The organism is Erwinia sp. LJJL01 (assembly GCF_047300805.2).
GTDB classification, from domain to species: domain Bacteria; phylum Pseudomonadota; class Gammaproteobacteria; order Enterobacterales; family Enterobacteriaceae; genus Erwinia; species Erwinia aphidicola.
Genome location: NZ_CP178576.1, coordinates 3,287,047 through 3,307,047, shown reverse-complemented (window position 1 = coordinate 3,307,047; position 20,001 = coordinate 3,287,047). Strand labels below are relative to the sequence as shown.

At 56.5% G+C, this 20,001-nt stretch carries 20 protein-coding genes; 5 read left to right on the top strand and 15 right to left on the bottom strand.

Annotated elements, in window-relative coordinates:
• Nucleotide 1: 1 nt before the first annotated feature.
• From ACLI4M_RS16385 to ACLI4M_RS16345, 9 genes are all read right to left on the bottom strand, one after another.
• Nucleotides 2–991, bottom strand: coding sequence for a DUF979 domain-containing protein (locus ACLI4M_RS16385; RefSeq protein ID WP_048916733.1), 990 nt, complete (start codon nucleotides 989–991; stop codon nucleotides 2–4).
• Nucleotides 991–1,719, bottom strand: a complete 729-nt coding sequence (locus ACLI4M_RS16380; protein WP_133624166.1) for a DUF969 domain-containing protein — start codon at nucleotides 1,717–1,719, stop codon at nucleotides 991–993. The genes ACLI4M_RS16385 and ACLI4M_RS16380 overlap by 1 nt, the downstream gene beginning before the upstream one ends.
• Nucleotides 1,720–1,783: 64 nt before the next feature.
• Nucleotides 1,784–2,521, bottom strand: coding sequence for a 5-oxoprolinase subunit PxpA (gene pxpA / locus ACLI4M_RS16375; protein ID WP_133624167.1), 738 nt, complete (start codon nucleotides 2,519–2,521; stop codon nucleotides 1,784–1,786).
• Nucleotides 2,505–3,443, bottom strand: coding sequence for a 5-oxoprolinase subunit PxpC (gene pxpC, locus ACLI4M_RS16370; RefSeq protein WP_048916736.1), 939 nt, complete (start codon nucleotides 3,441–3,443; stop codon nucleotides 2,505–2,507). Before pxpC ends, pxpA begins: the two co-directional genes overlap by 17 nt.
• Entirely contained in the window at nucleotides 3,437–4,093 is a 657-nt protein-coding gene (pxpB, locus tag ACLI4M_RS16365; RefSeq protein WP_133624168.1) for a 5-oxoprolinase subunit PxpB, read from the bottom strand. Before pxpB ends, pxpC begins: the two co-directional genes overlap by 7 nt.
• 141 nt (nucleotides 4,094–4,234) lie before the next feature.
• Nucleotides 4,235–4,978 carry a type 2 GTP cyclohydrolase I gene (locus ACLI4M_RS16360; protein WP_048916738.1) on the bottom strand — a complete coding sequence of 248 codons (744 nt, stop codon included), beginning with the start codon at nucleotides 4,976–4,978 and terminating at the stop codon, nucleotides 4,235–4,237.
• Between the two features lie 2 nt (nucleotides 4,979–4,980).
• Nucleotides 4,981–6,408, bottom strand: a complete 1,428-nt coding sequence (gene phrB, locus ACLI4M_RS16355; RefSeq protein ID WP_133624169.1) for a deoxyribodipyrimidine photo-lyase — start codon at nucleotides 6,406–6,408, stop codon at nucleotides 4,981–4,983.
• Between the two features lie 14 nt (nucleotides 6,409–6,422).
• The gene (locus ACLI4M_RS16350; RefSeq protein WP_133624170.1) at nucleotides 6,423–7,379 is read right to left on the bottom strand and encodes a YbgA family protein; all 957 of its coding nucleotides are present in this window, start codon (nucleotides 7,377–7,379) and stop codon (nucleotides 6,423–6,425) included.
• 156 nt (nucleotides 7,380–7,535) lie between these two features.
• Nucleotides 7,536–7,742, bottom strand: coding sequence for a YbfA family protein (locus tag ACLI4M_RS16345; protein ID WP_133624171.1), 207 nt, complete (start codon nucleotides 7,740–7,742; stop codon nucleotides 7,536–7,538).
• A 281-nt stretch (nucleotides 7,743–8,023) separates the two neighbouring features.
• On the opposite strand from ACLI4M_RS16345, the gene kdpE reads away from it, so the two are divergent.
• Nucleotides 8,024–8,707, top strand: a complete 684-nt coding sequence (kdpE, locus tag ACLI4M_RS16340) for a two-component system response regulator KdpE (protein WP_048916742.1) — start codon at nucleotides 8,024–8,026, stop codon at nucleotides 8,705–8,707.
• A gap of 60 nt (nucleotides 8,708–8,767) precedes the next feature.
• Here kdpE and pgm read toward each other — a convergent pair whose 3' ends face one another.
• Entirely contained in the window at nucleotides 8,768–10,408 is a 1,641-nt protein-coding gene (pgm, locus tag ACLI4M_RS16335) for a phosphoglucomutase (alpha-D-glucose-1,6-bisphosphate-dependent) (protein ID WP_048916743.1), read from the bottom strand.
• 24 nt (nucleotides 10,409–10,432) lie between these two features.
• Nucleotides 10,433–10,987 carry a replication initiation negative regulator SeqA gene (gene seqA / locus ACLI4M_RS16330; RefSeq protein WP_048916744.1) on the bottom strand — a complete coding sequence of 185 codons (555 nt, stop codon included), beginning with the start codon at nucleotides 10,985–10,987 and terminating at the stop codon, nucleotides 10,433–10,435.
• Between the two features lie 262 nt (nucleotides 10,988–11,249).
• Between seqA and ybfF the strand changes: the two genes are divergently transcribed.
• From ybfF to fur, 4 genes are all read left to right on the top strand, one after another.
• The gene (ybfF, locus tag ACLI4M_RS16325) at nucleotides 11,250–12,014 is read left to right on the top strand and encodes an esterase (protein ID WP_133624172.1); all 765 of its coding nucleotides are present in this window, start codon (nucleotides 11,250–11,252) and stop codon (nucleotides 12,012–12,014) included.
• Between the two features lie 348 nt (nucleotides 12,015–12,362).
• On the top strand, nucleotides 12,363–12,644 hold the full coding sequence (gene ybfE / locus ACLI4M_RS16320; protein WP_048916746.1) for a LexA regulated protein: 282 nt from the start codon (nucleotides 12,363–12,365) through the stop codon (nucleotides 12,642–12,644).
• A 138-nt stretch (nucleotides 12,645–12,782) separates the two neighbouring features.
• Nucleotides 12,783–13,313: a flavodoxin FldA gene (gene fldA / locus ACLI4M_RS16315; protein ID WP_048916747.1), complete on the top strand. Its 531-nt coding sequence runs from the start codon at nucleotides 12,783–12,785 to the stop codon at nucleotides 13,311–13,313.
• Between the two features lie 395 nt (nucleotides 13,314–13,708).
• Entirely contained in the window at nucleotides 13,709–14,152 is a 444-nt protein-coding gene (gene fur / locus ACLI4M_RS16310) for a ferric iron uptake transcriptional regulator (RefSeq protein WP_048916748.1), read from the top strand.
• A gap of 51 nt (nucleotides 14,153–14,203) precedes the next feature.
• On the opposite strand, the gene mtr is transcribed toward fur, so the two are convergent.
• The 4 genes from mtr to nagE form a co-directional block, all read right to left on the bottom strand.
• Nucleotides 14,204–15,451, bottom strand: coding sequence for a tryptophan permease (gene mtr / locus ACLI4M_RS16305; RefSeq protein WP_133624173.1), 1,248 nt, complete (start codon nucleotides 15,449–15,451; stop codon nucleotides 14,204–14,206).
• 116 nt (nucleotides 15,452–15,567) lie between these two features.
• Complete coding sequence (locus ACLI4M_RS16300) at nucleotides 15,568–15,957, bottom strand: hypothetical protein (protein ID WP_133624174.1); 390 nt, start codon at nucleotides 15,955–15,957, stop codon at nucleotides 15,568–15,570.
• Nucleotides 15,958–16,058: 101 nt separating this feature from the next.
• A complete protein-coding gene (glnS, locus tag ACLI4M_RS16295; protein WP_048916751.1) occupies nucleotides 16,059–17,726 on the bottom strand; it encodes a glutamine--tRNA ligase in 1,668 nt (555 codons plus the stop codon).
• Nucleotides 17,727–18,007: 281 nt separating this feature from the next.
• The gene (gene nagE, locus ACLI4M_RS16290; RefSeq protein WP_133625102.1) at nucleotides 18,008–19,957 is read right to left on the bottom strand and encodes a PTS N-acetyl glucosamine transporter subunit IIABC; all 1,950 of its coding nucleotides are present in this window, start codon (nucleotides 19,955–19,957) and stop codon (nucleotides 18,008–18,010) included.
• Nucleotides 19,958–20,001 lie beyond the last annotated feature (44 nt).

Below are 20,001 nucleotides of genomic sequence, written 5' to 3'. Positions count from 1 at the left end.
CTCACAAAAACATCAGGAAATAGAGCAGGAAGGTATTGGCCACTAACAGTAGCACACCGGTTGGGATCTGAGCTTTGATCACCGCATTTCGGTCCGGCAGCTCCAGCAGGCGCGCCGGAACAATGTTGAAATTCGCTGCCATCGGCGTCATTAACGTGCCGCAGTAACCGCAGAACATGCCAATCGCCGCCATAACCGCCGGATTGCCATGATGCTGCAGCACCAGAATCGGAATGCCGATGCCGGCAGTCACTATCGGGAATGCGGCAAAGGCATTGCCCATCACCATCGTCAGCAGCGCCATACCCACGGTATACAGCACCACGGCGATAAAGCGGTTATCAACCGCCAGATAGCTTTCGGTCAGATGAGAAATCGCCGACCCCACCCCCGCGCTGGTAAACAGTAACCCGAGGGTCGCCAGAATCTGCGGCAGGATAAACGCCCAGCCGATCGAGTCCAGCAGGCGGCGCGCTTCCTGTAAAGACTGTGCCGGTGCTTCATGCGTCATCTTCAGCGCTATCAGCCACGCCAGCAGGCAGCCAACCGACATCGATAGCAGTGTCACCAGCGTCGAGTGATTCCCCGCGCCGAACACTGCCAGCTGCAGGCCAGGAATGTTATTGAACGCCAGCACGCCAATCACCGTGACCACGGGAATAACCAGCGCCGGTAAAAACAGGCGATTGCCGAGGCGACTCGCGCTCTCTTCGCGCTGCTGCGGCGTGCGGGTAGAGTAGCTGCCCAGCCTGACGCCGCCGCAGCCGGCTATCAGCGCCATCACCACCACGCCCACGCCCACACCAATATGCAGGGTGCGTGCGCCGATCCAGGCCGTCGCCCAGTCGCCGATAAAGAAAACCAGGCCGTACAGCGCCCAAAACAGCCCGGTAGTTAAGCGGCGCGGATTACTTTTATCACGCCATGACATCAGCGCCACGATCAGCAGAATAGTGCCTGCCAGCCAGAAGAGATAAGCCTGCTGGAACATTATTTAGCCCCCTTCTGCTGTAAGGCACTGGTATTTAATTTACCCAGTTCAGCCGCCAGTTTTTTATCCAGACGATGCAGGCGCACCGCATGGATCAGGAAAGCACAGACCGCGGTCGGAATACCCCACAGGGCAATATGCAGCGGTTCGGTCTGAATACCCGCCGATTCCTGCATAAAGTTGTGCATAAAGATAATCGCGCCGAATGCCACGAAGATATCCTCACCGAAGAACAGGCCAACGTTATCCGTTGCCGCCGCCATTGCCCGCAGGCGGTAGCGCACCTGAGGCGGCAGCTCACCATAGCGGTTCTCGCTGGCGCCTTCGGCCATCGGTGCCAGCAGCGGACGCACCATCTGCGGGTGCCCGCCGAGGCTGGTCAGCCCCATGGCGGCCGTCAGCTCACGCGCCAGCAGATAGACAATTAACAGACGTCCGGCAGTGGCGCTGCGTATCCGCGCAATCCATGCCTGCGCCCTCTCCTTCAGCCCGTGGCGCTCCAGCAAGCCAACAACCGCCAGCGGCAGCAGCAGGATAAACGGCAGGTTACGGGTATTCAGGAAGCCGGAGCCCAGCTTTTCCAGGATGTCGCTAACCGGCATCTGTGCGGTCAGTCCGGTGATCACGCCGGCGGCGACCACGACAATGACCGGGTTGAAACGTAAAATAAAGCCGACGACGATGGCAGCAATGCCCAATAGCGGCCAGAGATTAATAGCAGCGTCCATGTTGATTCCTCAGAAAAAAATGCCCCGACGCGGTGGACGGGGCAGAATGAAAATTCGCCGACGTTTAGCGGCTGGTCACGTCGATATTCTGCTGGCTAAATGCCTGACGCAGCTCGCGGGCAAACGCCAGCGCGTGCGCCCCATCGCCATGCAGGCAAACGCTGTCGGCCTGCACCTTCACCCACTCGCCGCTCAGGCTTTTCACCTGACCTTTCTGAACCATGGTCAGCGTCTGGCTTATCGCCTGCTCGTCACTTTCCACCAGCGCACCGGGCTGACTACGCGGCACCAGCGAACCATCCGCCATATAGCCGCGATCGGCAAACACCTCCTGGCGGGTGGTTAAGCCGTGACGTTCGGCGGCGCGAATCGACTCGCTGCCCGCCAGCCCGACCAGCACCAGCGCCGGATCAACCGCCTTCACCGCCCGCGCAATCGCATCGGCCAGCTGGGGGTCGCGTGCGGCCTGGTTATACAGCATGCCATGTGGCTTGACGTGGACCAGCTTGCCACCTTCACTCTCGGTCAGCGCCTTCAGCGCCCCGACCTGATACAGCACCTGGGCATAGACGGTTTCCGGCGGCAGCTGCATGGCGGTACGGCCAAAGTTTTCCCGGTCCGGGAAGCTGGGATGCGCACCGATAGCCACACCAAACTCCAGCGCCCAGCGCACGGATTGCAGCATGGTTTCCGCATCACCCGCGTGGAAGCCACAGGCGATATTTGCCGAGGAGACCAGCTGCAATAAGGCGCGGTCGTTTTCACACCCTTCGCCGAGATCGGCATTAAGATCGACTTTCATTGGCAAGCCCCCAGGCCATTTGTTCCAGTGAGCGCTGCTGTTCACGCTTCGCCTGCAGCGCTTCCTGCAGCGTGCAGTAGACGAAGTGAATCGGCTCGCCGAGCCGCAGCTGCGCCAGGTGGTAGAGATCGGCTTCAATCACGCAGGCAATGCGCGGATAGCCGCCGGTGGTCTGCGCATCGGCCAGCAGCACGATCGGCTGACCGTTCGGCGGCACCTGAATCACCCCCGGGATCAGCCCGTGGGAGAGCAGGTCGCGGCCGACGTTGCGCGTCAGTTTGCGCCCCTGAAAACGGTAGCCCATACGGTTACTCTGTGGATTAAGCCGCCACGCGCTGCGCCAGAAGGCTTCCTGACTGTCTGCGCTGAACTCATGATATTCCGGGCCGGGCATCGCCCGCACCCGATTCCCCCACAGCAGCTGTCGTACGCCTGCGGGCTGGCTAAAGTCGCAGGTTGGCTCGCCCAGCGGCAGGCTGTCACCATCCTGTAGCTGACGCCCGTTAAAGCCGCCGAATCCGGCTTTCAGATCGGTGCTGGCTGAGTCGAGCCGCTGCTCAACCGCATAACCGCCATTGACCGCCAGATAGCTGCGCATTCCGCGCTGCGGCATACTCAACGTCAGGCGCTGGCCCTTTTTCACCGCGGTGCGCCAGCCCGTCCAGACGGGTTCGCCATCAAGCTGGGCCTGGCAGCCTGCACCCGCGAGGCCAATCCAGCCGTCGCGCTGGAACTCGGCACAAAACTGCCCGAGGGTAATTTCCAGCACCGCGCTGTCGGGCGCATTTCCCACCAGCATATTGGCAGTCTGCATCGCCGGGTGGTCAAGTACGCCACTCAGACTAATACCATATTGCCGCCAGCCGATACGGCCCGCATCCTGGATACTGCTGCTCATTCCGGCACGAATAATTTTCAGCATACGCCCTCCTTCTGCGGCACAAAGCGCACGCGGTCGCCGGGGCGCAGCAGCACCGGAGGATGCTGGTCCGGGGCAAACAGTGCCGTTTGCGTCTGCCCAATCAGCTGCCAGCCACCGGGGGCGACGACCGGATAGATACCGGTCTGGCTGCCGCCAATGCCGACAGAACCCTTCGGTACCTGCACGCGCGGTTCGGCGCGGCGCGGGGTATGCAGGCGCTCATCCAGTCCGCCCAGATACGGGAAGCCAGGCTGGAAGCCGATGAAATAGACCACGTAATCCACTGATGCGTGGCAGGCCACCACCTGGCTGGCGCTCAGCCCGCTGTGATGAGCCACTTCGTCGAGGTCCGGCCCCAGCTTGCCGCCGTAGACCACCGGGATCTCTATCAGGCGCGACTCCAGCTCCAGCGCATCGCTGGTTTCCCACCACTGCTGCAGCCATTCGATCGCGTCCAGCGCGCTCTGCTGCGGGTTGCTTAACATCACGGTGATATTGTTCATCCCGGGGACGATTTCCGCTACTTCCGAACGGTCCTGCAGGCGTTGTGTCAGCCCCCAGATACGCTGCTGGCTGGCAAGTGAGACCGGAGGTTCTAACTCCAGCACCACTGCGCGTTCGCCCAGCAGGTAACAACGTGCTCGTTGCAAAAGCTGCCTCCTGACAAATAGGAAAAAGTGATACTTAATATCAATTATGACAGGTAGTTATGCGGAATTGTCGCGTGGCTGTCAACCTTCAGCGCGGCCTTAATGCTGCGCGCTGAAGGTCATTGGCAGTGACAAAGAGGATCAGGCAGGGTTGAAAATATCGACGAAGGTGACATCCAGACCATGATGCTGCGCCAGCCAGTCGCCCAGCGCCTGAATACCGCAGCGCTCGGTAGCATGATGCCCGGCGGCGAAGAAATGCAGCCCCTGCTCGCGCGCGCTGTGGATGGTCTGCTCAGAGACTTCTCCGCTGATAAAGGCATCGACGCCAAACGCCGCGGCGTCATCAATGTAGCCCTGACCGCCGCCGCTGCACCAGGCGACGCGCTTAATCAATGCCGGTGCATTATCCCCACAGTGCAGCGGCTCACGGCCTAATACCTGAGCAATGCGCTGCGCCAGCTGCTCGCCGCTTAACGGCGTTTTCAGCTCTCCCCACGGCAGCAGCAGCGCGATCTCACCTTTGACGTCGATATCGAACATCTTCGCCAGCAGCGCGTTATTACCCAGCTCGGGGTGACCATCCAGCGGCAAATGCCAGCCAAACAGGTTGATATCGTTGGCCAGCAGCGTTTTCAGACGCTGGCGCTTCATGCCCTTGATCGCCGGGGCTTCGCTCTTCCAGAAATAACCGTGATGCACCAGCACGGCATCGGCATCTAAGCGCACCGCCTCGTCGAGCAGTGCCTGGCAGGCAGTTACGCCGGTCACCACTTTTTTAATTTCGCCCCGCCCTTCAACCTGTAATCCGTTGGGGGCGTAATCTTTGAAATTCTCAGTGTTGAGCAGCTGGTTAACCAGCCGTTCCAGTTCAGTATTCAGCATAATCAGTCCGTTTGTTTGCGTGCCGCTTCAAAAGCGGCCAGGGTTTGCAGGCGTGCCTGTTTATGTTCCACGATCGGCTGCGGATAATCGAGGGTTTGCTGATTTTTCTTTGCCCACTCCTGCGGCTGATGGATATATTTCTCCGGCACATCGCGCAGTTCCGGCAGCCAGTGGCGAATAAACTCACCGCTTTCATCGAAGCGCTCACCCTGAGTGGTGGGGTTAAAAATGCGAAAATAGGGTGCGGCATCGGTACCGGTAGACGCTGCCCACTGCCAGCCGCCATTGTTAGCGGCCAGATCACCATCAATCAGCTGCGACATAAAATATTGCTCACCCACCCGCCAGTCGATCAGCAGATCTTTCACCAGGAAACTGGCGGTAATCATGCGCAGGCGGTTATGCATCCAGCCCAGCGTATTAAGCTGGCGCATCGCAGCATCGACAATGGGGTAGCCGGTTTTTCCCTGCTGCCACGCCTTCAGCCCCTCGGCATCGTCGCGCCATTTGACGCCGCGCGTCCAGCGGGTAAACGGCTGATGACGGCACAGCGACGGGTAAGCCACCAGCAGATGGCGGTAGAACTCGCGCCAGATAAGCTCGTTAAGCCAGACAAACACTTTGCCGTCTTCCAGCCCGCGCGGATGCTGCTTTAGCAGGCGATGCAGGCACTGGCGGGGTGACAGCACCCCGGTCGCGAGATAAGCCGACAGGCGGCTGGTGCCGTCAAGCGCCGGGATATCACGCTGTGCCTGATAGTGGGTCACCGGGGTCTGGCAGAATTCGCGCAGCCGGGCGATGGCGGCCTTCTCTCCGGGAGGAAACAGCGCGCTGTTGATATCCTCGCGCGGATAGTCAAACACTTTCAGCCGGTGGGGGTTCACCGCACCTTCCGCACGACAGGCCGGCGCTGGCAGACATTCGGGCAATCCTTCCTGTAGCCGCTTCACAAAGGCTTTACTGAAAGGCGTGAAAACTTTGTACATCTCGCGGCTGCCGGTCAGCACGCTGCCTGGCGGCAGCAGCAGACTGTCGTCGAAGCCCTGTACCGTCACCTCGTCTTCCAATAGCGTGCGTTCTACCGCAGCATCGCGCTGGCGCTCATTCACCTCGTACTGATAGTTGTAGAACAGGCGGTCAACCTGGTGTTCCTGACAAAACTGCCGCAGCAGCGGAACGGAGGCGTCGAAGTCGGCGCACTGCTCAAGATGCAGTGGGATACCTTTTGCCGCCAGCGACTGCTGGAGTTCCTGCAGGCTTTGCCAGATAAACTCCGCCTGCTTCGGTGCCATATGGTGTGACTGCCACTGCCCGGGCGTGGCGATAAACAGGGCAATAACCCGTGCATTGTCAGAACGACAGGCGGCGTACAGCGCATGGTTGTCGTTGATGCGCAGGTCATTGCGCAACCAGACCAGATGAGTTGTCATAATGCTCCCTGAAATTATTGTCCATACCGCAGGCGCAGTGCTTCCGGATAAGGCGCAAAGTAGCGCTGTTCGGCCAGCCACGGGTGCGGGTATTCCGCCATATAGTGTTTAAGCAGGGTTATCGGGGCCAGCAGCGGCTGCAGGCCCTGGCGATAGTGGTCGATCAGGTTAGCCAGCTCCTGGCGCTGGGCTGAAGTCAGCTCCCGGCGAAAGTAGCCCTGAACGTGCATCAATACGTTGGTGTGATTGCTGCGCGTAGCTTCATGCTTCATCAGGTCCATCAGGCGCTGACGATACTCCAGCGCAAATTCTTCCAGCGATTCCCACTGGTCCATTTTGGCGACGAACGGGCCAATCTGGCGGTAGGCAGGCTGTGAATGAGACAGCAGCAGCAGCTTGTAACGGGTATGAAAGGCCATCAGTTTGGCGCGCGTCAGGCCACTGCTCCACAGCTGGTTAAACTCGTGCAGGGCATACACCCGCGCCACAAAATTCTCACGCAGATTAGGATCGTGCAGGCGACCATCTTCTTCCACCGGCAGCCACGGCATCTGTGCCATCAGCTCGCGGGTAAATAGTCCCGTGCCTTCTTTACGGTTGTTATTGTTATCAGGCTGATAGACGCGTACCCGCTCCATCCCGCAGCTGGGAGATTTAGCGCAAACGATATAGCCGCAAAGGTGGCGCAGACGTTGCACTTTTTCGACAGAGAATGCCTTCATCGCTTCTGTGACCGGATCCGCCTGGCCGTTACTGAAGCGCAGGGAGACTTCTCCGCCCTCCTCCTCTGTCAGGCGCAGTGCCGGGCGTGGTGTTGGCAGGCCAATCGCCATTTCAGGACAGGCGGGCTCATAACGTATAAACGGTGCCAGCTGCTCGGCAGCAAAAGCATTGCGTTTATGACCGCCATCGAAGCGCACTTTTTCGCCCAGTAAACAGGCACTGATACCCACCGGAATTTTTTCGCCCATAGTTATACAACCCCTAAAGCCATGTACAACTTTTAGTGTAGCGGAAAAAGCCCGACGACAGGCAAAAAAAATCCCGCCAACGGGCGGGAAACTATTCGTATAGGAGGGTCGACCGGAAAAAAGGTCGGCCCGCTACCGGTCGGTCAACCCCAAAAGTTACAGGAATTCACACCCTGCGGCTTCTGACTGCGCCAGCCAGACCGGCTGGTCGCTGGTTTTAACCCATACGCGATGCAGATAGCTATAGAAACGTGCGCGATCGCTACGGAATAACATCACCGGCAGGGCCAGCACACCGCAAACCACGACGGCGGCACGACGCATGAAAATCCGTGTGGGTGAATAGTTGTGATAAAGACTCATACGTCCTCCTGAATAATTGTTGAAAAGATGCTGTCTGTAATCTGACTAAAATAGTAGCGCTTCTGGTGTAATTTTACTACTGATCAGACCACTTTTGGCGAAAAAAAAGCCTATTAATTCAGCCTGACTGAAACTTAGTTACATGATTGTTAAAATCGTAGCGTGAATAGCATGATTAAAGCGACTCTGTTAACCCCTCAGGTGATTGCGAACTATCACAGACGCTCTGTCTACTTTTTGCTAAATTAGCTTCTATTACGCGGTTATGCAGCAGAGGCAATGTGGTCACCATTCTGATTGTGGAAGATGAAAAAGAGATCCGCCGTTTTCTGCGCCTGGCGCTGGAGGGGGAAGGTTTTCGTGTCGTTGATGCAGACACGCTGAGCCGCGGTCTGATTGAAGCAGCAACGCGCAAGCCGGAGCTGACGATCCTCGATCTCGGGCTGCCGGACGGTGATGGCAGCCAGTTTATCCGTGAGATCCGCCAGTGGAGCAGCATGCCGGTTATCGTGCTCTCCGCCCGCAGCGATGAGCAGGATAAAATCGCGGCGCTGGATGCCGGGGCCGATGATTTCCTCACCAAGCCTTTCGGCGTGGGCGAACTGATGGCGCGGGTGCGCGTGGCGCTCCGCCACCGTCCGGCCCAGAGCAGTGACAGCCTCAGCGCACAGGTCACTTTTGGCAGCGTCAGCGTGGATATCGCCACCCGTCGCGTTACCCGTCACGGTGAAGAGCTGCATCTGACGCCGATAGAATTTCGCCTGCTGGTCAGCCTGCTTAATCATCCCGGCAAGGTGATGACTCAGCGCCAGCTGCTGACTCAGGTCTGGGGACCCAATGCGGTTGAGCACAGCCACTATCTGCGCATCTATATGGGCCACCTGCGCCAGAAGCTGGAGCACGACCCGGCACAGCCGCAGCATCTGATCACGGAAACCGGCGTCGGCTACCGCTTTATTCCGTAATTCTGCAATAAAAAAAGGGCCACTCACAGCGTGAGCAGCCCTTATTCAGCGTGTCAGCAATCAGGCGTTTTTCAGCACCGCACTGACAATTTCCACGGCTTCTTTTTCAATCAGCGCACGATGCTCGGCACCGAGGAAACTTTCACAGTAGATCTTGTAAGCGTCTTCAGTACCCGAAGGGCGCGCGGCAAACCAGCCGTTTTTAGTCATTACCTTCAGGCCACCGATGGAAGCACCGTTACCCGGAGCCGCCGTCAGACGCGCAGTGATCGGATCGCCCGCCAGCGTGTCGGCACTGACCATTTCAGGCGACAGTTTTGACAGCGCGGCTTTCTGCGCGGAGGTTGCCGGAGCCTGAATACGGTTATAGCTCGGTGCGCCAAAACGGGCCGCCAGCTCATCGTAATGCTGCTGCGGGTTCTTACCGGTCACAGCCGTGATTTCAGCCGCCAGCAGGCACATGATGATGCCGTCTTTGTCAGTCGACCACGGGGTACCGTCGAAGCGCAGGAAGGAAGCTCCCGCACTCTCTTCGCCACCGAAACCGAAGCTGCCGTCGAACAGGCCATCCACAAACCACTTGAAGCCAACCGGAACTTCCACCAGCTTGCGGCCCAGATCGTCCACCACGCGGTCAATCATCGCACTCGACACCAGGGTTTTACCCACGGCGACGTCTTTGCCCCACTGTGGACGGTGCTGGAACAGATACTGAATCGCCACCGCCAGATAGTGGTTCGGGTTCATCAGACCGGCCGGAGTCACGATACCGTGGCGGTCGTAGTCCGGGTCATTGGCAAAGGCCAGGTCAAATTTGTCACGCAGCGCCAGCAGGCCAGCCATGGCAGATTCAGACGAGCAGTCCATACGGATCACGCCGTCATGGTCCAGATGCATAAAGCGGAAAGTCTGGTCGACAGCATCGTTTACGATAGTCAGATCGAGGTTGTAGAACTCCGCGATACGCTGCCAGTAGGCGATACCGGAACCGCCAAGGGGATCCACACCAATTTTCAGACCCGCTTTCTGGATCGCCGGAATATCAACGATCTGGGCCAGACCTTCAATATAAGGCTGGATCAGATCTTTTTCCGTCAGGTGGCCGCTGGCCCAGGCCTGATCCAGCGTCATGCGCTGCACGCCTTTCAGGCCATCTTTGATCAGCGCATTGGCACGATCTTCCACCACTTTGGTGACGTTAGTATCCGCCGGACCACCGTTCGGCGGGTTGTACTTGATGCCGCCATCTTCTGGTGGATTGTGCGAAGGCGTGATGACGATGCCGTCCGCCTGTGCGCCGCCAGATTTGTTGTGCTCAAGGATAGCATTGGAGATCGCCGGCGTTGGCGTATAGCCATTATCCTGCTGGACAATCACATCCACCCCGTTGGCAGCCAGCACTTCCAGCACGGAAATAATGGCGGGCTCAGACAGCGCGTGGGTATCTTTACCCACGTAGCAAGGGCCGGTAATACCGTTCTTTTTACGCTCTTCGGCAATCGCCTGCGCGATAGCCAGAATGTGATTCTCGTTGAAGCTGTGACGACCCGCGCTACCGCGATGGCCGGAGGTGCCAAATTTCACCGCATGCTCTGCATTGCCCAGTTCAGGCTGCAGGACATAATACTGAGATGTTAATTGTGCAACGTTAATCAAATCGCTCTGCTGGGCGGGTTGCCCGGCACGGGGGTGATTGGCCATTGGCGCTTCTCCCTGACGCTTCAGTTAGAGGGTACCGCAAACTTTCTCAGTCAGTTCCGTCGGGAACTGCATCGACTGCATTATGTGTTCAACCATGCTGCGTTTACGGCCAGTATTTGTGTTGGTGATCACCCAGTACGGCGTGCCCGGAACGTGCTGCGGCTTGGTATGGGTGCCATTTTCTACCAGCGTTTGCTGATTGCCCGCGAAGTAAACGCGCGTGCGACCGTGCAGAGACTCTGTCGCTGCGCCAAACGCTTTGGCATCCAGACTGTATAAAGTCGATAAAACCAGCATAAAGCGGTTCACTGCTCTTTTCTGATCGGCATACTCATCAGAAAGCAGCAGTTCACGTACCGCACGCACACGATCCTGCGGACGGGCTTCAGTTTTCACCGCCGTGTTCGCTGCTGGCTCTTTCCCCGCCGCTGCAGCGGATGTTGCCGCTGTAGCCGGAGCCGTCTGACCCGCAGTGAACTTCAACATGCGGCGCAAAATATCCGATGCGCTTTCACCAATATGCTGAGTGTGGCTGGCAATATAACGGTATAGCTCTTCGTCGACTTCTATCGTTTTCATCTTTATCCAGTACGGTTAGTGCTTGTGTCAGAACGCGGGTCACAGAGACGAAAACGATCGTCGGGATCGCCCGTGCTCAACCGATCCAGTTCTAACATCAGGATTATAAAGTTAAATCCTGCCGGGTTGTAGCGCCAGACCCATTTCAGGGCAAAAGTCGGAATATGCCGCAAAAAGATCGTAACCGCATATGGCGCCTGCGGCAGAAATTGTGGGATCCATGATACCCTAAGCCTTCACATCAACTGTAAGAACTTTCTCTATGAATTTAAACTTCCGCCTGCAATCTGAACAATCCGCATCAAACGATCTTCCGCTGGTGCTAATCCACGGTCTGTTTGGCAGCCTGGATAACCTTGGCGTGCTGGCGCGAGGGTTAAAAGATGACCGTCGTCTGATTCAAATTGATGTGCGCAATCATGGGCTTTCGCCGCGGGCTGATGAGATGAGCTATGCGCTGATGGCGCAGGATATCCTCGATACGCTCGATGAACTCAAGGTTGAACGCTTCAGCCTTATTGGCCACTCCATGGGTGGCAAGATCGCGATGGCGCTGGCCGCGCTGGCCCCCGAGCGTGTAGGTGAGATCGTGGTCATCGATATCGCCCCCGTGGCTTATAGCACTCGCCATCACGACGACATTTTTGCCGCCTTGCAAGCGGTGTCGCAGGCCGGAATTAAAACGCGCAGCGAAGCCGCCGCGCTGATGCGCCTGCATATAGATGAAGAAGGCGTGATCCAGTTTCTGTTGAAATCATTCCATGAAGGTGACTGGCGCTTCAACGTGCCGGTGCTGTGGGAGTGTTACGACCAGATTATTGGCTGGCAGCCTCTGGCCCCCTGCCCGCATCCGGCACTGTTTATCCGCGGCGAACGCTCGGCTTATCTGGCGGATGAGTACCGTGATGCCCTGCTAGCTCAGTTCCCTCAGGCGCGTGCGCATGTGATAGCCGGAGCCGGCCACTGGGTACATGCGGAAAAACCTGATGCCGTGTTACGCGCAATCCGTCGATTTTTTGCGCTGTAAAAACAATTATTTCCTCGGGTTGATATAGCCAAAATAATTCGAGCTGCAGAAAGGCGGCAAGGCCATGAGTCCCCGGCAGCATAGATCGCTCTGTGACAGGGGTGACAAATCTGCCCGGAGCAGATTTGAACGCTGTCTACAGTGGTCCCGAAGGGGGGAGGTCCAGGGATGGGCCGAATAATGGATGAAGCCAACGCATCTGCGGCTTGAAGAATGAAGGGTATAAATGATTGTCGTCATCACTTTCGCTGGGGTATGATGGCGCGCTAAAATTTGCCGCTGCTGATTCTTCACGCGGCATAACGACCCTGGTCTTCAGAAATTCAGCCTTTCAGTATCACTATCCCTATGGCAAAAGAGAACACGGACCGCACAACGATCGATCTGTTCGCAGATGAACGTCGCCCGGGACGACCTAAAACGAATCCGCTAACGCGTGATGAGCAGCTACGCATCAACAAGCGCAACCAGCTGAAGCGGGATAAAGTGCGCGGCCTGAAGCGCGTTGAGCTGAAAATGAACAGCGACGCGGTTGATACCCTGAACCAGCTGGCAGAAGAGCGCAATATGAGTCGCAGCGAACTGATTGAAGAGATGCTGCTGGAACAGCTGCAGCGTCATCAATCCTGATCGCCTGGCTTAAGCACTCAGCGACAAAACCAGCAGCATTACACGTTTATCCGCTTCCGGCGGTCTGTTATCATTAGCGATATCTGCGAAAAATTCAGCAGTCACCATATCATTAAGATTCAAGAGGTTATTAAACTCATGGCACTCGTCGGCATTTTCTTCGGCAGCGATACAGGCAATACGGAAAACATTGCAAAACAGATCCAGAAACTGCTGGGTAAAGATGTTGCAGAAGTTCGTGATATTGCCAAAAGCAGCAAAGAAGACCTTGAAGCCTTTGATATTCTGCTGCTGGGCATTCCCACCTGGTACTACGGTGAGGCCCAGTGCGACTGGGATGACTTCTTCCCAACGCTGGAAGAGATCGACTTCAACGGTAAGCTGGTCGCGCTGTTTGGCTGCGGCGATCAGGAAGATTACTCTGAATATTTCTGTGATGCGATGGGTACCATTCGCGACATCATTGAACCGAACGGGGCGATTATCGTTGGTCACTGGCCGACCGAAGGCTATCACTTCGAAGCCTCTAAAGGCCTGGCAGATGACAACAACTTCCTCGGTCTGGCGATTGATGAAGACCGCCAGCCAGAACTCACTAACGAACGCGTTGAAAAGTGGGTAAAACAGATTTTTGATGAACTTCAGCTGAAAGAAATCATCGAAGCCTAACCACAGCGGCTTGATGTGGGAGTTATCTCACATCAAGTCAGTGGTTTTTCCTATAGAAGTAATAGATACATGTTTGTAACTTTCACCTGCAAAACTGTACAATAACCCCATCGGTTACCCGCTTACTCAGCGCCCGTCACACTGTTTGACGACACTTGGTTTACCGAGTGTGATGAGATGAGGGAGAACGAAATGTTAACCCAGCATAATTCGGGCGCGCGCTTCCCAGGATGTAACGACATTAATCCTTACATCCCTCAGCGGTTCAGGCATCCCTTTTAGTTTTCATTTCGAACTATCAGCTCTATACTGAGACGCATTCAGCTTTAGCGTCGACCGATGTTCATGGCTTTTCAGCCACTAAGTGACTAGCAAAGTAACAGGACAATATCCGCATGACTGACAATAACACCGCATTAAAGAAGGCCGGCCTGAAAGTCACGCTTCCCCGACTGAAAATTCTGGAAGTGCTTCAGGAACCAGAGGGCCATCACGTCAGTGCGGAAGACTTGTACAAACGCCTGATTGATATGGGCGAAGAAATTGGTCTGGCCACGGTTTACCGCGTGCTGAACCAGTTTGACGACGCGGGGATCGTTACCCGCCATAACTTTGAAGGCGGTAAATCCGTTTTCGAACTGACCCAGCAGCACCATCACGATCATCTGATCTGCCTGGACTGCGGTAAAGTTATCGAGTTTCGTGATGAATACATCGAGGAGCGCCAGCGTGAAATCGCTAAGCGCCACGGCATCAAACTGAGCAACCACAGCCTCTATCTTTACGGTCACTGTGCTCTGGGCGACTGCCGCGAAGACGAGACTCTGCACGACCAGTAATCTCCATGATTGTGTAAAAACCGCTGCCTGCCAGCGGTTTTTTTATGCCTGCTATTCGCCGAATACCGGCAGCCAGTGACCGTATGAGAGCAGTGATACCAGGGCATTCAGCACGCCAAAGCAGAGCACCAGTACGATGGGCGCAACGCCGCCCCTCACCCGCCAGGCCGCGGTGGCAAAGCGGCGGCGCGACTGCCAGGCGAGCAGCGCGGGCGTGATCACCGCCCAAAGGGTAGCAGCCAACCCGGCATAACCTATCGCCAGTAGAAAGCCGTTGGGCCAGATCAGCGCGGCAGTAAGCGGGAAAATAAAGGTCAGCACGGTGGTCTTCAGGCGCCCTGTGGCAGAGTTATCCAGCTTAAACAGGTCGGCAAGGTAGTCAAAAAAGCCCAGGCTGACGCCGAGGAATGAGCAGGCCACGGCAAAGTTGGAGAAGATATCCAGCAGCAGATTCAGGTACTGACTGTGCAGTACGCCGGACAACGCCGCAACCAGCACATCGATATTCCCCCCCTGTGCGGCAATCGCTTTAAAGTCATGGCGTGGAATATTGCCCATGGTGCCGACGATCCACACCAGGTAAATTGCCAGCGCCAGCAGCGTGCCGTAGACCAGGCAGCGGCTGACGCGCCCGGCGTTTTTACGGTAGTAACTCACCAGCCCGGCAATATTGCCGTGGTAGCCAAATGAGGCCAGGCAGAACGGCACTACCGCCCAGAGATAACGCAGGTAGTGGCCGTCTTCCGCCGCGCTGTCGAGCAGATTCACCGGCTCGATGTGCCACAGCAAGCCGCCAAAAATCATCAGGAATGTGATCACCTTCGCACCGAGAAAGATCAGCGTCATGCGGCTGACCACGGCCGTACCCAGCCAGATAAACAGCGCCACCAGCAGCGCAAACAGCAGCCCGGCGGTGCGGGCAGAGAGATCGACACTCAGCTGGCTCAGGCTGTGCTGAATAATCGCCCCGCTGGCAGAGATATAGGCGTAGGTCAGAATGCCGAGCACAAAAACCACCGACAACCCGTTAACCAGATTCCAGCCGCGCCCTAACAGGTCGCGCGTAACGGTATCGAAGCTGGCGCCCGGCGGATAATGCAGGCTGGCCTCAAGATAGAGCAGCCCGGAAAGCAGCATGCAAAACCAGGTGAGGATCAGCAACAGTGAAGACCAGAGGAACCACGCCCCCGACATGACCACCGGCAGGGAGAACATCCCGGCACCGATAATGGTGCCGCTGATGATTAAGGTCCCCCACAGCGTGGAGGGTAACGGAGCAGCAGAAGCAGGCAGAGCCATGGCAAATCCTTAGCGAGAAACGGTAACAAAACGCACGCGCCGGGATATTCCACTGGCTAAACGGCATTAATGCCGCATAGTCTACACAAAATCACACTCGCGAACTAGTACGGTAACTAGTCGGCAACCATCGTTTCCTGCAAATAGCGCCAGCGTGGTGGGGTTGCGCTACAGTCAATCACCGCCAGCGAGATACGATGAGTATGCACATCCCCCTGCTGCTGCAGCTCATGGTAATGAATCACCACATCCTGCTCTGACTGCGAAATAATTTGGCACTGCTCAATACGAATCTCCACGCCCTGACGTCCGCCAGTCAGGCGGGTAAACAGTGCGGCAACGTCTGCCAGCGCCAGCATTTTTCCACCGGGAGTGACCATGGTGAATTCGGGGGCAAAATGAGCGAGCAGTTCGGGCACTTTACTGCCGTCGCCGTGAAACACTTCGGCGATCAGTTCATGCAGCACAATCACGCTGCGGCTGGCTTGTTCGGCTAATCCAGACATGCAATATCCTTCAGGTGAGATTGTCGATACGTCGCTGATAGCGGTATCCAGCGGACGAAAAAAAGGGCGAATCATCGCCCTCTTATATAGCTGATTACGGCTTATTCGCCCATTTTCGCCCAGGTATCGCGCAGGCCAACGGTGCGGTTAAACACCAGATTGCTGGCGCTGGAATAGACGCTGTCGGCACAGAAGTAACCTTCACGCTCGAACTGGTAAGGTGCAGAAGCTTCAGCCTGCTGCATGCCCGCTTCGACGTAACCGTGACGAATCACCAGGGATTCCGGGTTAACGGTGGTCAGGAAATCTTCTGCTGCGCCCGGGTTTGGCACGCTGAACAGACGGTCATACAGGCGGAACTCCGCAGGCAGGCCGTGAACTGCGGACACCCAGTGGATCACGCCTTTCACTTTACGACCATCGGCCGGATCTTTGCTCAGCGTATCCACGTCGCAGGTGCAGAACAGGCAGGTAATGTTGCCCTCTTCATCTTTGGCTACGCGCTCAGCTTTGATCACGTAGGCATTACGCAGGCGCACTTCTTTGCCCATCACCAGACGCTTGTACTGCTTATTCGCTTCTTCACGGAAGTCAGCACGATCGATCCAGATCTCACGGCTGAACGGCACTTCGCGCGTACCCATCTCCGGCTTGCTCGGATGGTTCGGCATGCTGATCATCTCTTCATGATGCGCAGGCAGGTTTTCGATCACCACTTTTACCGGGTCAAGAACGGCCATCGCACGCGGCGCGTTTTCGTTGAGATCGTCGCGAATACAGGATTCCAGCGCGGCCATTTCCACGTTGTTATCCTGTTTGGTCACGCCAATACGGCGGCAGAACTCACGAATTGATTCCGCGCTGTAACCGCGGCGGCGCAGGCCAGACACGGTCAGCATGCGCGGGTCATCCCAGCCCTCAACCACTTTCTCAGTGACCAGCAGGTTGAGCTTACGCTTGGACATAATGGCGTATTCAAGATTCAGGCGTGAGAACTCATACTGACGCGGATGCACCGGGATGGTGATGTTGTCCAGCACCCAGTCATACAGGCGACGGTTGTCCTGGAACTCCAGCGTACACAGCGAGTGGGTGATCCCTTCCAGCGCATCGGAGATGCAGTGGGTGAAATCGTACATCGGGTAGATGCACCACTTGTTGCCGGTCTGGTGGTGCTCGGCGAATTTAATGCGGTAGATAACCGGGTCGCGCATCACGATAAAGTTGGACGCCATATCGATTTTTGCACGCAGGCAGGCGGTGCCTTCAGCAAAACCACCGGCGCGCATTTTGGCAAACAGCTCAAGGTTCTCTTCCACGCTACGGTCGCGGTAAGGGCTGTTTTTACCCGGCGCCGTCAGGCTACCTCGGTATTCACGGATCTGCTCAGGTGACAGTTCGTCAACGTAAGCCAGACCTTTACCGATCAGCTCAACCGCATAGTTGTGCAGCTGTTCGAAATAGTCAGATGAGTAGCGTACTTCGCCGCTCCACTCAAAGCCAAGCCACTTCACGTCACGTTTAATTGACTCAACAAACTCCAGGTCTTCTTTCACCGGGTTAGTGTCATCAAAACGCAGATTGCACTGCCCGTGATAATCCTGCGCGATGCCAAAGTTCAGGCAGATAGATTTTGCATGACCAATATGCAGGTAACCGTTCGGCTCAGGCGGGAAGCGGGTATGCACGGTGGCATGCTTACCGTTCGCCAGATCTTCGTCGATGATCTGACGAATAAAGTTAGTTGGGCGGGCTTCAGCCTCACTCATCTCAATTTCCTCAATAATGCATGGCATTTACTCTAGATAATTCGAGTTGCGGCAAGGCGGCAAGTGTGAGAATCCCCGGGAGCTTACAAAGTAAGTGACTGGGGTGAACACACGCAGCCAACACAGCTGCAACTTGAAGAATGACGAGTATAAATTAGCTGTCAAATAACGGAGTATGATCCACAAAGCGGGGAGGCGAAACAACCGTTTGTTGCGGGAATCTCATAAAAAAAGGGCGGGAATTGCTTCCCGCCCTTTTAATCAAGCCTCAGCCGGGTGGCTTAGCCATTAATTTCGTATAACCGGGTCTCACCGGCAACCACCGTATCGCCCGCCAGCAGCGTGATGCCAGCGAAATCATCGATGTTGCTGACCACGACCGGGCTGACCATCGAACGGGCATTGGCATTGAGGAACTCAAGGTCCATTTCCAGCACCGGTTGACCGGCGACCACCTGGCTGCCCTCTTCCACCAGGCGGGTGAAACCTTTTCCTTCCAGCGTCACGGTATCCAGCCCCATATGCACCACTACTTCAACCCCTTTTTCCGTTTCCAGGCAGAAGGCATGGTTGGTATTGAAGATTTTCACCACGGTGCCTGCAGCAGGGGATACAACGGTACTGCTGGTTGGCAGAATCGCCAGGCCATCGCCTACCGCTTTACTGGCAAAGGCCTCATCCGGAACCTGGTCAATGGCGACAACTTTGCCGCTGACCGGCGCAACCAGCGTGCCGATAATGCCTTTCGCCACGTTTGGCACGGCTTGTGGAGCCGCAACCGGTGCCACAGGTGCTGCGCTGGCAGCAGAAGCCGCAGCCACCGGGCCTTTAGCAATCTGCTTTTTCATCTCTTCAGCAATCGATTCGGCTTTCGCACCGACGATCACCTGAATCGTCTGCTTGTTCAGTTTCACCACACCGGAAGCACCAAGGCGCTTACACTGAGCATCATTAACCAGGGAAGCATCTTTCACCGACAGACGCAGACGGGTAATACAGGCATCAATCACGTTCAGGTTTTCGGAGCCGCCAATCGCACCAATGTAGCTACGCGACAGCTGGGCCAGCCCCTCTTCGGTATTGCTATTCGCTTCGTCGGTCACCACCAGGTCACTCGCATCTTCACGACCCGGCGTTTTCAGGTTCAGCATGCGGATAACCGCACTGAACAGCACGAAGTAAACCAGGAAGGCGATAACGCCCATCACCAGCAGCATCCAGACGTTCTGACTGGCCGCAGGCAGTTTGTACATCAATACGTAGTCGATAGCGCCGGCAGAGAACGAGAAGCCCGCGTGGATGCCCAGAGTGGTGGCAACAAACAGGCTGATACCGGTCAGCAGGGCGTGGATCAGATACAGCATCGGCGCCAGGAACATGAACAGGAATTCCAGCGGCTCGGTGACACCGGTCAGGAAGGCGGTAACCGCAACGGACAGCAGCATGCCACCGACCATTGGACGACGCTCTTTCGGCGCGGCCAGATACATCGCCAGCGCGGCACCCGGCAGACCAAACATCATGATCGGGAAGAAGCCAGACATAAACATGCCCGCCGAGCCATCGCCCGCATAGAAGCGGTTAATGTCACCGTGGAATACCGCACCGGCCGCATTGGTAAACTCACCAATCTGGAACCAGGCAATGGTATTCAGCACCTGATGAAGACCGGTTGGGATCAGCAGACGGTTAACGAAACCGAAGATACCCGCGCCTAACGCGCCTTCAGAGACAATCCACTCACCGCCTGCGTGAATGCCCGCCTGCACCGGTGGCCAGACGTAACCAAATATGGCGGCCAGCACCAGACAGAAGAAGCCGGTGGCAATCGGTACAAAGCGTTTACCACCAAAGAAGCTCAGGAAGTCAGGCAGTTTGATGTCGGACCAGCGGTTGTAAGTCATACCGGCAACCAGACCCGTAATAATCCCCGCCAGCACGCCCATATTGACCGTTGGGTTAATGGTGACCATCGCTTTGGTGAGGATAAAGTACCCCACCGCGCCCGCCAGCGCAGCTGCACCGGCGTTATCTTTCGACCAGGTTGATGCCACACCAATAGCGAAGATCAGCGCGAGATTGTCAAAAATCGCACCACCCGCCTGGGCAATAAACGGCATGTTGAGTAAGTCGGGCTGGCCGAAGCGCAGCATCAGTGCTGCGACTGGCAGCACGGCAATCGGCAGCTGTAACGACCGCCCTAATCTTTGAAAGAAGCCTAGAATATTCACCATTTCCCCCTATGAGACCCGATATAGCACCAAAAACCGCTTTG